The organism is Pseudoalteromonas sp. 2CM36K, assembly GCF_023161865.1.
In the GTDB taxonomy this organism is placed as follows: Bacteria; Pseudomonadota; Gammaproteobacteria; order Enterobacterales; family Alteromonadaceae; genus Pseudoalteromonas; species Pseudoalteromonas tetraodonis.
This window is the reverse complement of record NZ_JALNTK010000001.1, coordinates 43,854-58,108: the sequence shown is the minus strand read 5'-3', so window position 1 is coordinate 58,108 and position 14,255 is coordinate 43,854. Positions and strand designations below refer to the sequence as shown.

Annotated in this window: 14 protein-coding genes; 4 read left to right on the top strand and 10 right to left on the bottom strand. The window is 39.7% G+C overall.

Going from position 1 to position 14,255, the window contains the following annotated elements:
* Nucleotides 1-183 precede the first annotated feature (183 nt).
* Complete coding sequence (locus MTN97_RS00285; protein ID WP_013464315.1) at nucleotides 184-666, bottom strand: YajQ family cyclic di-GMP-binding protein; 483 nt, start codon at nucleotides 664-666, stop codon at nucleotides 184-186.
* Between the two features lie 151 nt (nucleotides 667-817).
* On the opposite strand from MTN97_RS00285, the gene MTN97_RS00280 reads away from it, so the two are divergent.
* Together MTN97_RS00280 and MTN97_RS00275 are read left to right on the top strand one after the other, a co-directional pair.
* On the top strand, nucleotides 818-1,168 hold the full coding sequence (locus MTN97_RS00280) for a VanZ family protein (protein WP_008466003.1): 351 nt from the start codon (nucleotides 818-820) through the stop codon (nucleotides 1,166-1,168).
* The gene (locus MTN97_RS00275; protein WP_248473283.1) at nucleotides 1,161-2,063 is read left to right on the top strand and encodes a ketopantoate reductase family protein; all 903 of its coding nucleotides are present in this window, start codon (nucleotides 1,161-1,163) and stop codon (nucleotides 2,061-2,063) included. Before MTN97_RS00280 ends, MTN97_RS00275 begins: the two co-directional genes overlap by 8 nt.
* 26 nt (nucleotides 2,064-2,089) lie before the next feature.
* On the opposite strand, the gene thiI is transcribed toward MTN97_RS00275, so the two are convergent.
* Both thiI and MTN97_RS00265 read right to left on the bottom strand, forming a co-directional pair.
* Nucleotides 2,090-3,547 (bottom strand): tRNA uracil 4-sulfurtransferase ThiI, encoded by a 1,458-nt coding sequence (gene thiI / locus MTN97_RS00270; RefSeq protein WP_036979733.1) that lies wholly within the window; start codon nucleotides 3,545-3,547, stop codon nucleotides 2,090-2,092.
* A 100-nt stretch (nucleotides 3,548-3,647) separates the two neighbouring features.
* Complete coding sequence (locus tag MTN97_RS00265; protein WP_036979735.1) at nucleotides 3,648-4,301, bottom strand: TetR/AcrR family transcriptional regulator; 654 nt, start codon at nucleotides 4,299-4,301, stop codon at nucleotides 3,648-3,650.
* A 178-nt stretch (nucleotides 4,302-4,479) separates the two neighbouring features.
* Here MTN97_RS00265 and coaD point away from each other — a divergent pair, with 178 nt between their 5' ends.
* A complete protein-coding gene (gene coaD, locus MTN97_RS00260; RefSeq protein ID WP_248473281.1) occupies nucleotides 4,480-4,998 on the top strand; it encodes a pantetheine-phosphate adenylyltransferase in 519 nt (172 codons plus the stop codon).
* Here the strand turns inward: coaD and MTN97_RS00255 are convergent.
* The 7 genes from MTN97_RS00255 to argC all read right to left on the bottom strand — a co-directional run bounded on the left by MTN97_RS00255 (nucleotide 4,978) and on the right by argC (nucleotide 12,841).
* A complete protein-coding gene (locus MTN97_RS00255; protein WP_036979740.1) occupies nucleotides 4,978-5,493 on the bottom strand; it encodes a hypothetical protein in 516 nt (171 codons plus the stop codon). The genes coaD and MTN97_RS00255 overlap by 21 nt on opposite strands.
* A gap of 1,056 nt (nucleotides 5,494-6,549) precedes the next feature.
* On the bottom strand, nucleotides 6,550-6,753 hold the full coding sequence (locus tag MTN97_RS00245; RefSeq protein WP_036979747.1) for a hypothetical protein: 204 nt from the start codon (nucleotides 6,751-6,753) through the stop codon (nucleotides 6,550-6,552).
* A gap of 253 nt (nucleotides 6,754-7,006) precedes the next feature.
* Entirely contained in the window at nucleotides 7,007-8,872 is a 1,866-nt protein-coding gene (argH, locus tag MTN97_RS00240) for an argininosuccinate lyase (RefSeq protein WP_069438541.1), read from the bottom strand.
* A gap of 52 nt (nucleotides 8,873-8,924) precedes the next feature.
* Entirely contained in the window at nucleotides 8,925-10,127 is a 1,203-nt protein-coding gene (locus MTN97_RS00235; protein WP_036979753.1) for an argininosuccinate synthase, read from the bottom strand.
* Complete coding sequence (locus MTN97_RS00230; RefSeq protein ID WP_069438540.1) at nucleotides 10,124-11,056, bottom strand: ornithine carbamoyltransferase; 933 nt, start codon at nucleotides 11,054-11,056, stop codon at nucleotides 10,124-10,126. Before MTN97_RS00230 ends, MTN97_RS00235 begins: the two co-directional genes overlap by 4 nt.
* Before the next feature lie 7 nt (nucleotides 11,057-11,063).
* Complete coding sequence (gene argB, locus MTN97_RS00225; RefSeq protein WP_248473278.1) at nucleotides 11,064-11,831, bottom strand: acetylglutamate kinase; 768 nt, start codon at nucleotides 11,829-11,831, stop codon at nucleotides 11,064-11,066.
* Nucleotides 11,828-12,841: an N-acetyl-gamma-glutamyl-phosphate reductase gene (gene argC / locus MTN97_RS00220; protein ID WP_069438539.1), complete on the bottom strand. Its 1,014-nt coding sequence runs from the start codon at nucleotides 12,839-12,841 to the stop codon at nucleotides 11,828-11,830. Before argC ends, argB begins: the two co-directional genes overlap by 4 nt.
* Before the next feature lie 222 nt (nucleotides 12,842-13,063).
* On the opposite strand from argC, the gene argE reads away from it, so the two are divergent.
* A complete protein-coding gene (gene argE, locus MTN97_RS00215; RefSeq protein WP_036979763.1) occupies nucleotides 13,064-14,209 on the top strand; it encodes an acetylornithine deacetylase in 1,146 nt (381 codons plus the stop codon).
* Nucleotides 14,210-14,255 lie beyond the last annotated feature (46 nt).

Here is a 14,255-nt window from a genome sequence, read left to right as displayed (position 1 = left end):
GTTCGGTGTTCGGTGTTCGGTGTTCGGTGTTCGGTGTTCGGTGTTCGGTGTTCGGTGTTCGGTGTTCGGTGTTCGGTAATTATCATAGATTTAAAAATAAAAAAGCCAAACAATATAATTTGTTTGGCTTTATACGCATTCCTTTGAGCTTAGCACCTATACTGCCATGCTCGAGGCAATAAATTAATCGCGGAAGTTTTTAAACTGAAATGGTTGACCTAAATCAGCAGTGCGTACAACTTGCATAGCCGCTTGTAAGTCATCACGCTTTTTACCTGTTACGCGAACTTCTTCACCTTGAATGGCCGCTTGTACTTTTACTTTAGAATCTTTAATGGCTTTTACTACTTTTTTAGCCATGTCTTTTTCGATACCCTGTTTAAGTGCAACGTTACGAAAAACATTTTTGCCCGCACGAGAAATATCTTGTAGCTCTAAGCTTGCAACATCCATCCCACGCTTAGAGATTTTACTCGCTAAAATATCAAATAACTGCATTACCTGAGCATCTGCTTCAGCTTTTAATTTAATTGTTTTATCATTTAGTTCTATTGAGGCATCAACGCCTCTAAAATCAAATCGCGTTTCTAGTTCACGGTTGGCGTTATCAACCGCATTTTTTGCTTCGTTCATTTCTACTTCAGATACAATATCAAATGAAGGCATAGCGTTCTCCTAACTATCTAATCTTAATTTTATGCCGCAATTATAACGTTAAAATGATAAATCTTTACATTTTTCTGCATTTTGTTCAGGTGCGATACTAAATTAGTTTGATATACTGAGGCTTCTTTTTTATACGATTTTAGGAATTTTCGTGACAAGGCGTGTTTACCAAGCAATTTTTTTAATTAGTATTGTTGCGTTTACCTTCTTATTTGCTAAAGAGGTAAAGGGCGCGGCAAACTTATTTCCGCATGTAGATAAAGTGGCGCATTTTGGTATTTTCTTTTTACTTGCCATTATTATGGATAAAGCGTTTAAACTCCCATTATATGCACAAATACTATTACTCGCTGGTTACGGTGCAGCAATAGAAATTATGCAAGATAGCCTTCCTTACAGACAAGCATCACTGGCCGATTTTGTTGCCGATTTTATTGGTGCAGCGAGCTACTTTTTAGCTAAAGCCCTGTTAACACTGCGTAAAAAGAAGCATTATGGCTAACATACTTGTTGTAGGTGATGGCGCTATTGGCTTGTTATTTAGCCATTTTTTAGCCAAGCATCACGCTATATATATACTTACTCGAAAAGGGACAGTTAATACTCGCTTTTACAGCCACAGTAACGCTGCGTCTGAAAAAATTAACGCCACTTTTATCTCACAAGAGCAGTTATCTCAAACTCCTGAATTTGATATTGTTTTATTCACGGTAAAAGCGTTTGCAGTGCAACAAGCCTATGCTCAAGTAAAACCTTATCTTGGCAATAATACCCATATTATACTGAGTCATAATGGCATGGGTAATGTTGAGCAATTAAATGAACAGCTAACAAAGCAGCAGTCGTTGTACTTTTTAACCACCAGCATGGCTGGATTTAAGTCAAACCCTAATATTGTGCAACATACCGGAAACGGGCAAAGTGTATTAGGGGGCTGTAATCAACTAGCTATTCAAAATATTCAACAGCTTAGTGCGCAATTACACACTATTCCGCAATTAATTGTCAGTAACAATATTGAACAACTACGGTTTGAAAAGCTACTGGTTAATATTGCAATAAATCCATTAACCGCTCACCACAATATAAAAAATGGTCAGTTGCGTGCGCCGCAGTACAATAGCGAAATTATTAATTTATTAACTGAGGCTTGCCATATTGCAACCGCGCTTAAACTTAATATTAAGCTTATTGATGCCCTAGAGCGCGCCTACAAGGTAATGAGTTTAACTGCCGAAAATTACTCATCTATGCATCAAGACGTTATACATAATAGGCAAACTGAGATCATGGCGATTTGTGGCTATATAAGTGAGCAAGGAAAACTGCACCATATTGCAACACCTTATAATGACGCCTTACTTGCTAAAATTTTGGCAAAAAAAAGCGCGGACTAAATCCGCGCATCTAATATATTAAGCCATTAAGGACGATATACTCTAACAGTGGTAAAGCCTTCTTCGTGAAGAATAAGCGCTTGTAATTGGCTCATTACTCCTTTTTGGCAATATAAGTAATAATCTTTACCTTTAGGTAAATCGCCAAACTTTGTTGCTAAGCGGAAAAACGGTAAGTGGATAACTTCAATACCTTCAATTTCCAGCGGCGCCGCATCTTCTTCTTCAGGCGAGCGAATATCAACAACAACCGCTCCCTCTGGTAACTCTGTAACTGATTCTGCCTCTTTAAGCTCTTGCTTAGCCTCAACATCAATATCGCGCACATCCATAACACGGGCGTTATCAATAACGGTATCTAACACATCAAAGTCAAACTTTTCTTCTTCCGCTTTAATTACTTCTATTTTGGCTTTAACTGTCGGCTTTTTAGAGATCACACCGCAGTATTCGGGCATCGTCTCTGCCATTTCTGCAGTGCCTATTTGGCGCGCTATATTGATGATTTCTTGCTTATCATGCTGGATAAGTGGGCGTAAAATGAGCGTTTCGGTTACGCGGTCAATCACACTTAAGTTAGCTAAGGTTTGACTAGACACCTGACCTATACTTTCACCCGTAACCAATGCTTGAATATTTAGTTTTTCAGCTACGGCACTACCCGCTCGCATCATCATACGTTTAAGGACAACGCCCATTTGGCTGTTCTCAACATTTTCTAAGATTTCAGCAACCACTGGCTCAAAATCAACAGTAATAAACTTAACTTTATGCGTAGAGCTATATTGTTTCCATAGATAGTAACTCGCTTGTTTAACCCCAATTTCATGAGCAGCGCCACCTAAGTTAAAGAATAAAAAGTGCGTGCGAGCCCCTTTACGGATCATTTGATAACTAGCAACGCCAGAATCAAAACCACCAGACATAAGCGATAATACATCGTCTTGTGTTGGCAGTGGGAAGCCCGCCATCCCTAAATGGGTTTGCGTTACTATGTAGGCTTTTTCGTCTTTAATTTCTAAACGAATAGTCACTTCTGGGCGACTTAGCTTTACTCGAGCCCCTTCAACATGTTGATTAAGCCCACCACCGACGTAACGCTCTAGTTCAGTTGAAGTAAAATCATGTTGACCTATGCGCTTAGCACGCACACAAAAGGTTTTACCAATAATAGTGTGACCAACTAACGCAATGGTTTTTTGATAAATGTCATCAAGGGTTTTAAAGTCTGTTTCGGTCACTTCAATAAACTGTACGATGCCGGGAATACGCTGCAAGCTATCAATAAAATCAATACGAGTTTGAGCATCGTCAAGTTTTGTAACAACTGAAATGTTATCCCAGTTATTACGCACTTGTACTTTTTCGTCAACACGACGCAATACAATTTTAATGTTATTTTCTAACACTTTGGTAAAGCGTTTACGGACTGAACGGCTTTTGATGGCTATTTCAGGGTGAAGTTTGACGATAAATTTAAGCATAGTTCAACTCTTAGACTGCGGGAATTCGCGCACCCAGGCATTGGGCGCGGCGGATTATAGCAAAAAATTTAACGCCTAGGAACTAACCAACCCGATGGGGCTAAGGATTCTGGGGGGCAGCATTTGCTAAAAGTGCGTACTTGTCTCTTAACTGATTAATTTTATTTGCGCTTTTTTCTGTACTGTAAGCCTTAAATAAAGTCAGTACTTTTACAATGCCAGGGTAAATATCTTGCTCAACCAGCACACCACTTAGTCTTCTTGCTTTCATATAGGGTGTCCAAAAGCTAACCGTTAATTTTAGCGTATGAGCAAGTTCAATGGCATCTTGTTCATCAATGGCAATAATTTCACTATCCCGCAAGGCCAAAATGATGTTACGTACCTGCTCAAGTAATTCCTGCTGAAAATCAATGTAACCCTGTTTTAAATGGCTATCGCGAGCAAGAATATCACCAAGGTTGTCGTAAAAAAAATGATAGCGCCACATTAATTCAAATAACGAATCTAAATAAGGACCTAGGCGTTCAAAAGCATCGTCGCCTTGATCGACTGGCTTAAAATGGGTGCTTAAATGATCACGATAAAGTGCAAATATATGACGAATAATGTCTTCTTTATTTTTAAAGTGGTAGTACAGATTACCCGGACTCATGCCCAAACTCGATGCGATATGATTAGTAGATATTGCTCTTTCACCATGTTCATTAAACAATGAAATACTGGTTTGAATTATTTTATCCTTGGTATTCATATACTCATTACTCAATTTTCGAAAATACGATGCTGCATTAAAATAATCCGCCTAGTATAAACAAATCATTGCATTTGTAACACTGCGCAGCCGCAGTTATATACAATTTACTTACAAGGCTGCTTTACACACTAAACACTGCTACACTACGGCTAAAAATAATAACACAGTAAATATTATGAAAGTGACCGCAATCTACCCAGGCACATTTGACCCTCTTACCAACGGCCACACTGATTTAATTCAGCGTGCGGCTAAGATGTTTGATACCGTTATTGTGGCTATTGCTCATAACCCAAGTAAAAAACCGTGTTTTACTTTAGAAGAACGCGTTGATTTAGCAAATGAAATTTTAAGCCATTTAGATAATGTAAAAGTCATTGGCTTTTCGGGGCTACTAGCAGATCTGGCTCGTGACCATAACGCAAATGTATTGATTAGAGGTATAAGAGCGGTTTCTGATTTTGATTATGAATTTCAGCTTGCGAATATGAACCGTCGTTTAAACCCTGATTTAGAAAGCGTATTTTTAACGCCCGCCGAGCGCAATACTTTTATATCATCTACACTAGTAAAAGAAGTAGCACGCCATAACGGGGATGTGAGTGAGTTTGTTGACACCATAGTAATGAAAGCCCTGCAATCAAGGCTTGGGATAAAGGTAACACCTAGCGTATCATTTCATCGCGCTAGGTAGCTTCACTCTTGCTGGAAACAGAACGTTCTTAAGCCTCACTAAACCCAAAAAATCTTTATTGATAAAGAAGATAGCTATCATCATGAAATCCATCAGATTAATTCCCAAAGAATAAAATGACCAGAACCACCATGGTGAGCTGTTACTAAAAACAAGTACATCTAGATGCATGCCAAAAAATAACAGTGAGTTTATGCTTAACCCTAATAATAGATAAGTAGATATAACATTTTTAGTTAAGAAGTTGCTTACAACCAAAATAACCAAAATTGTTACTAAATCAAAAAGTAATAATTTCATATAAGAAATATTTTGGATATCAATGAACAGGCTTGAAGAGTATGAAACCGACATTATTAGCGACAGCCATAAAGCCTCTTTTTTGGGTTTATTTATACTCGTGACTAATGAGTATAAAAAAGCCATTAAAAAGCCCCACTGAACAAATGCGCCGAGGTAAAGAGATACATATGGACTGAGCAAGAAGTCATCCATTTGAAAGACCGCTTATATCTATTAGTGTAATGGTCTTTCTATATCGATTTATATTTACGGGATCTATGTTCATTACCAAAGAAGCTATCATTAATATGTCAATTAAATTTATAGAAATAGAGTAAAAACTCCAAAACCACCACTCTTGAGTATTCCCTAAAATGTATAAATCATAATAAATAAAACCAACTAATACACTATTTATGGTTAAGCCTACAATGATGAAATATGCAGGTAAAGAGGGAGTGACGAAAGCTTTTTTAATCGCAAGAATAATAAAAGTAATAGTGAAAAAATCGTAAACTATCCAATTGAGATAAACATGTTTTACTATGTATAAATAATCACTTAATACATATGAGCACAGCATTATTGCAGCTAAATATAGGGAGGATTTATGTGGGATATTTATACTTTTTACAAAACAATACAGGAAAGCCATTAAAAAGCCCCACTGTATGAGTGCGCTTACATATTCACCAAGGGTATAGCTTATATACATGTTTATGAGAAGTTTTTTTCAGGCTGAATACTTGAGCCTTTGAAGAGTTTGTTTTTTAATTTATGAAGACCAAGGAAGTCTCTATCTACAATTAAAACTACGATCATTATCAGATCGATAATGTTCACGCCAAAAGTATACACATCCCAAAGAATCCAAGAGACTCTATTTCCCTCGATATAAATATCATAGTGCATTGCTATGCTCAATATAGAGTTAATTATCAAGCCTGTTATTAAGTATATAAATGAAGGTGTGGTTTTTTTCTGAATAAAAAAGACTGAAATCAAGAAAAGGATAGTTACATAGTCGTAAATCGTCCAATCGAGGTAAACCGATGTACCTATTGATAGCCATGTAAAGAAATAGTCCGACGTTGCATAGGAAGCCATCATTATGAATGAACTGAGTAATAAGGTCGTATTTCTTTTAACGTCAATTGTATAAACAAAAACGTTAAAAAAAAATGCCATCAAAAATCCCCACGAAGAAAATGCGGAGAGTGAAAAAAAACCAAAAAACTCAGTTAAAAACATTCATACCTTCATTATTTTTTACTTAGGCTTAAGAGGAGGAAGAATTACTACGCCACCACGTTGAAGATCTGTACCGCTAGCCGCAGCCATCGCTTCTTGAGAGATACTTACTGTATCAGATTGTAGGGTTTTAGGGCTAGCAGTTTGTTCCATTGCAGGCTTTAATTGTTGCGTTTTATTGTATGCTTGCATTTGTACTTGGCTATTAGCTGAAATTTGCATGTGATTAATCCTTATGAGTATTAAATTTTTATTATTGGCGTAAATTTAAATCACACCACCTGGAGCAGTTACTAAATAACTGCGGTAACGTATTGCCTTCGTTGATTAGTTGACTCAACAACACGCTACAGAATAATAAAGGCAAACGATATGCCAACTTTAAATTCATAGCATATTAATTTAAAACATCACTTTATTTTACTCAAAAAAAAACGCATCGGGGTCACCGTGCGTTTTTTATCCTAGGGATTGCTCAAGCCACGTTTTTACAGGGGATCTCCATGCTATTACTTGGCTTTAACATATATTCCATTGCGACTTCATCACAGTTTTCTTTGCGTAAACATAGCTCGCAATCTTTCATTACTTTTTCAGGTAGGCTCTCTTTATTACAGAAACTAAACCGCTGATTTTCGAAAAAGTCAGGTACACGAGTCAGAACGATGACACGGTTGAGTGCCAATTTTTTGGCTTTCACTAATAAGTGTTCAACCAGTTCTCGTCCCTGCCCCGTTACTGCGCTTTTAGGATCAATACCTAATGAACGTATTTCAGCTAATCCTGTGTCGTAAATATAAAGTGAAGCACAACCCGATACCTGACCGTCTATCTCGGTTACGGCAAACTCATTAATTGAGTGCACCATGTCACTTTTAGCGCGCGGTAAGTTTTCGCCGACTGTTGCCCAGTGTTGTACGAGTTTAGCGATTGCTTCCACGTCATCTAGGTTTGCATCACGAACTGTTATTTGCTGTTTTTTTTTCGCGTCTTTCACCGCTTTACTTACTTGTTCTAATGAAGTTCCACCAAGTGCTTGGCGTGCTTTAATACAGGCATCAATTTCAAGTACCGGATACACATCATCTTCAAACACTGGATTTACTGATTTATACTGCTCAAGTGAAAGCTCCTCTAACGTTTTACCTTCACTAATAGCTAATTGCACCAACACCCCAACAATATGATGCCCTTCTCTAAACGGTACACCTTTAGCGACTAAGTAATCAGCAAGTTCGGTTGCATTAGCGTGGCCACCTTTTGCCGCTGCAAGGGTTTTATCTGCTTTCACTTTTATGCCTTTAATACACGCTTGTGCCATATGAATACACGCAAGCCATGTTGGCATGGCATCAAAAATGCCTTCTTTGTCTTCTTGCATGTCTTTATTATAAGCAAGAGGCAGTGCTTTTAAGGTCATCATCATTGCGCTAAACGCACCAAACACCCGGCCAGTTTTACCACGAATTAGCTCTAATGCATCTGGGTTTTTTTTCTGTGGCATCAAAGATGAGCCCGATGTAACATTATCGGCCAGTTCAATAAAGCCAGCTTCTCCCGAGTTATAAAAAATCAGGTCTTCAGACATGCGCGATAAGTGGATCATAGAGATAGACGCACAGCTTAATAGTTCAACCACAAAGTCACGATCAGATACGCCATCTAAACTATTTTTAGTCGCGCCTGTAAACCCTAACCCTTGTGCAAGTGCGTGACGGTCAATCGGGTATGCAGTGCCTGCAAGAGCGCCACTGCCGAGTGGGCAGTAGTTCATTCTTGCTTGGGCATCTTGTAATCGGCTTTCATCACGCTCAAGCATTTCTACATAAGCCATACACCAATGGCTAAATAACACCGGTTGTGCACGTTGTAAGTGGGTATAACCTGGTAATATTGTGCCAAGCTCACGTTCAGCCAAGCGAATAAATTCAGCTTTTAGTTGTGCAATCGCTTTTAAGATATGATCGGCAGTATCGCGACACCATAATCTAAAGTCGGTAGCAACTTGGTCGTTACGGCTTCGGCCTGTGTGTAATTTTTTAGCTAAATCACCCACTTTTTCAATTAGCGCGGCTTCAACATGTGAGTGAATATCCTCAGCACCTGAGGTGGCAACAGCGTGTGGATCTGCTTTTACCTCTTCAAGTAATTCATATAATGCCGATACCAGCTTTTGGTGTTCGTCATTAGATAACACGTTCACTTGTTCAAGTGCGCCAGCCCATGCAACAGAGCCAATAATATCTTGCTCTGCTAATTGATAATCGAAGGGAAGTGAATCGTTAAACTGTTTAAACGCTTCATCTGGACCCGTAGAAAAACGTCCGCCCCATAATGCCATGAAATTTCTCCAAACCCGATAATAGCCCCTTAATTCCAAGGGGCATAAAAAATTACTTTTTAGCTAATGCTGAAATTCTGCTTGATAGTGAGAATAAACGAATAAAGCCTTCTGCGTGCGATTGGTCATAAACATCGTCTTCACCAAAAGTAGCAAAATCTTCGCTGTATAAACTGTTAGGTGATTTTTTCTGAACCGCTGTTACTTGCCCTTTGTAAAGTTTAAGTACCACTTCACCTGTCGCTAACGTAGAAAGCGCTTCTGCACCGGCTAAAATAGAATCTTTAAGCGGCGTAAACCAACGACCGTCGTAGACTAAATGCGAAAATTCACCACCGAGCACCTCTTTCCATTTACGGCTCGCTTTATCAAGAACGAGCTCATCAATTGCTTGCAGCGCAGCCATGATCACTGTACCGCCTGGTGTTTCGTAACAACCGCGTGACTTCATGCCCACTAAACGGTTTTCTACAATATCAACACGACCAACACCATGCGGGGCAGCTATGTCGTTTAGTTTAACTAAACAGTCGTAAGGCTTTAATTGTTCGCCGTTCACAGCAACCACTTCACCTTCTACAACTGATAAAGTGACATGCTCAGCTTTATCGGGCGCTTGCTCTGGTGAATTAGTCCAGGTCCATACTTGCTCACTTGGCTCACACCAAGGGTCTTCAAGCTCGCCGCCTTCGTGGGAGATATGCCATGCGTTAGCATCACGACTGTAAATTTTAGTTGCTGATGCAGAACACGGAATATCACGCTCGGCTAGGTAATCAAGCAATGATTCACGACTTGATAAATCCCACTCACGCCATGGCGCTATCACCTTTAAATCAGGAGCCAGTGCGGCAAAACATGACTCAAAACGTACTTGGTCGTTACCTTTACCCGTACAGCCATGAGAAAGTGCATCTGCCCCCACTTTACGAGCAATTTCAACTTGGGCTTTAGCGATGATTGGACGTGCCATAGAAGTACCTAGCAAGTAGGTTCCTTCGTATATAGAGCCTGTTTTAAGTGTTGGGTAAATGTAATCACTTACCATTTCATCTTTCAAATCAACCACATAACACTCAGATGCCCCCGATGCAATGGCTTTCGCTTCTACGCCTTCAAGTTCTTCAGCTCCTTGGCCAACATCGGCAACAAAGGCAATAACTTCACAGCCGTAGTTCTCTTTTAACCATGGCACGATAGCTGATGTATCAAGACCACCTGAATAGGCTAAAACGACTTTTTTAATTGAACTCATAGGTGTTCCTTAACAAAATTTGGATTTAACAATGTAACTAATAGCGCATTTTGCGCATGCATGCGGTTTTCTGCTTGCTGTATAATTTTTGATGCAGGGCCATCCATTACCTCAGAAGTAATTTCAAACTCACGGTGTGCCGGTTGGCAATGTAATACCGTAGTTGCACCGGTTTTTTCTAACAATGCCTGGTTTAATTGATAAGGCATGTATTTTTCTTTCACTTGCTCAAGCGGTGTGGTGTCTCCCATAGATACCCAGGTATCGGCGTAAACAACATTAGCGCCTACTGCAGCCTCAACCCTGTCACTTACCATTACAGAAGCGCCATTCATAGCTGCTATTTGCTCTGCTTGTTTAAGTACTTGCGAATCAGGTGAGCTGCCTTTTGGTGTTACAGCGACAAAATCTGTTCCTAAAGTAGCGGCTAATAGCATTAATGAGTGCGTTACATTATTGCCCTCACCTAGGTAGGCAAGCTTTAACTGGCTAACATCACCGTGTACTTCTTGTAGCGTTAAAAAATCAGCTAATGCTTGGCATGGATGATATAAATCACACAAACTATTAATCACAGGAACGGATGAATACTCACCGAGTGTCGTTAACGTACTGTGCTGATTAACGCGGGCAACAATCCCATCGGCCCAAGTCGAAATATTTAAAGCGAAATCTTTTATTGATTCACGTGCCCCCATCGCGCCGTTTTGTTGATCAAGGTAAACCGCATGGCCCCCTAAACGGTTTATACCAATATCAAATGAAAGGCGAGTACGTAAACTTTGCTTTTCAAACAGAGTAACCACTGACTTACCAGCTAGTACTTGGTTATATTTACTCGGGCTTTCTTTAATATCTTGCGCTAACTTTAATAAATTTAGTGCGCCTTGTTGGTCTAATTCTAGACCCGTTAAAAAATCTTTAAACATGTTCAACCTATGGTGTTACTTTAGTTCCGACATGCTCGCCTTGCAGCAAAGCAGTTAAGTTTTCTGGCTTTTGCCAGCTGGAAATGTACACACCGCGTCGTAAATGTTGGGCAGCGTGAAGACTGGTCTTAACTTTGACCTCCATCCCACCCACAATTACTCCCTCTGCAATTAAAGTATCAATGTGTTTTGTGTCAAGTTGATGTAAAGGCTGCTTATTGGCATCAAGTACCGCCTCTACGTCCGTCATAAAAATAAGTTCTGCATTTAAATTATTTGCCATTGCGGCGGCTGCTTCATCGGCATTAACGTTGTACCAAAGCCCTTGCTCATCAAAACCGATGGAGCTGACTATAGGTAAACGCCCGCCACTGAGTAATTCATTAATAATAGAATCATTATTACTATGGCATTGACCTACTTGCCCTAGCGCTTTTAATTTTTGTGATGCTGTTATTCCTGCTTCATATAAACTCAAGCCAACAGGTTTGTGCCCAGCAGTCATTGCTTGCGCCATTAATTGTTTGTTTGCTGCTCCCGCTAATGCTCCTACAATATAAGGCATCTGTTCTTTAGGGCTGATTCGCAAACCTTGGTGTTTAGCACTGGCAAAACCGGCTTCTGCTAGCCAATGGTCAACTAATGAGCCACCGCCATGAACAATGACAAATTGTGCATCATGTTGTTCATTAAGAACCTCAAAAAGCGCTTTAGCGGCATTTTCAGTATTGAGTACTGCGCCACCGAGTTTAATAACCCACGTTTTACTGCTCATTTAAACGCTCCTACTAGACCTGTAGTGTGAGGCAAGCCCATTGACAAATTAATGCATTGCAGAGCCTGACCAGCCGCCCCTTTTAGTAAATTGTCAATCGCTGCCATCACTATTAATTGTGAGTCTTGCTGCTGCCACGCAATATCTACATAAGGTTGTTTGGCCACCCCTTTAATCGAGGGGATTTTGCCACCAAGCAATCGAATTAACGGCTCATCCGCTAATACTTGATACGCTTTAGTTACTTGCTCACTGGTCACACCCGGTTTTAGCTGTACATAAATGGTTTCTAAAATACCGCGAGGAAAATTACCTAAATGAGGGGTAAATAATACGTTATGACCAAGATGCTGCTGTATTTCAGGCCCATGACGATGGTTAAACAAACCATAGGGTGCAAGTGATACCTCGCAAAAATGCGTGCCAATACTTGCTTTACGACCAGCCCCAGTTACTCCCGATACAGCATTAATAATAATCCGCTCGTCACTAAGTAACCCAGCTTGCTGAAGAGGCTTTAATGCGTTTAATGCGGCAGTTGGGTAGCAGCCAGCTACAGCAACTAACTGCGCCTTTGCAATGGCCTCACTATTCCACTCTGCAAGGCCATATGCAGCTTCTTTGAGGAGCTCTGGATGCTGGTGTTCAAAACCATAATAAGTGACGTAATCTTCATTACTTTCAAGACGGTAACCACCAGAGAGGTCAAATACCTTTTTGCCCATCGCTAAAAACTGAGGGGCTAAATCAACACTTACTTTATGGTCAGTGCATAAACACACATAGTCTGCTGAATGAGCTATATCACTCAATGCACTCTCATTAAGTGGTTGCAAAGGTAAGTCAAGTAACCCTAAGTGCTCAGGGTATAATTCACTGAGCAGTTTATGTTTATCTAAGCTTTGCGCTGATACATAACATGCTGATAATGTTAATGCTGGATGTTTGGCAATTAAGCTAGCCAATTCTGCGCCGCTGTAACCGCTGGCACCTATAATTACTACGTTCATTATTTACTCTTTATCTAAAATTAGTGACTACATTCCATGTTATTTACTTACACTAGGTTGAAACCTAGCTAAACTGATTAAATTAATGAGTGATAACTATCGTCGTATTATTTTCATGGCGTAACTTTAAATATATTTATGCTTAAAAAGTGAATTGATATTCATCATAAATACTTTTATATTGTTATGCAATTAAATTGAATACTTATTTTGGATTTTTTTATGTCTCTGCCGTCATTTATCTCGATGTATCAGCAATTGATTGCTGCCCCCTCAATTAGCGCTATTGAAGAGCATTTGTGTATGAGCAATAAAAGCGTTATTGAACTACTCGCTCAGTGGTGTGAAAGCTTAGGTTTTACCTGTGAAATAATAGAGTTAGAAGGTGGTAAAGGCCGCTACAACTTATTAGCAAAACGCGGACAAGGCGATGGCGGGTTAATGCTTGCGGGGCACACCGATACAGTGCCATTTGATGATAGCCGCTGGAATCAAAACCCATTTAAATTAACTGAACTTGATAACAAATTATATGGTTTAGGCAGTATTGATATGAAAGGCTTTTTTGCTTTTGTACTGCAAGCTATTAGTGAGCTTGATGAAAAGCAACAAACTCAACCTATTTTAATATTAGCGACCGCCGATGAAGAAACCACTATGGCTGGCGCACAGCAAATTTGTAAGCACCCAAATTTAAAGCCAAGCCGCTGTATTATTGGTGAGCCAACAGATATGACCCCCGTATTTACCCATAAAGGTCATATGAGTACAGCAATCAGAGTCGTTGGTCGCTCAGGACATAGCTCTGATCCCGAACGGGGGCTTAACGCCATCGAAGTAATGCATAAAGTAATTACAAAATTACTGATCTTAAAAGAACAACTCAAGAATAAATATTCAATAAATCACTTTGAAATTCCTTATCCAACACTCAACTTAGGCAATATTCATGGGGGTGACAATGCCAACCGAATTTGTGGCTGCTGTGAAATGCACATTGATATGCGCCCTCTCCCCGGTTTAAGCGTGCAAGAGCTTCAAGCACTGGTACTTGATGCAACCTACGATATAAACCAGCAATACCCTAACTCTGTGAGCGTAATTGATTTGCATGAGCCAATTCCAGCATTTACGGGAAGCACAGATAGCGCGTTAGTCAAATTAGCCGAAAATATAGCAGGGCAAAAAGCAGTGGCTGTTAACTACTGTACCGAAGCGCCATTTATACAGCAACTCGGTTGTGAAACCATCGTAATGGGACCAGGCTCTATTAACCAAGCGCATCAGCCCGATGAGTTTTTAGCAATGGAAAAAATCAAACCTTCTCAACAAATTATCAGCAACCTTATAAAGGCGAGTTGCTTTTAATCAGCAACAAAAAAGACGCTTAATCGCGTCTTTTTTATAGCATTTA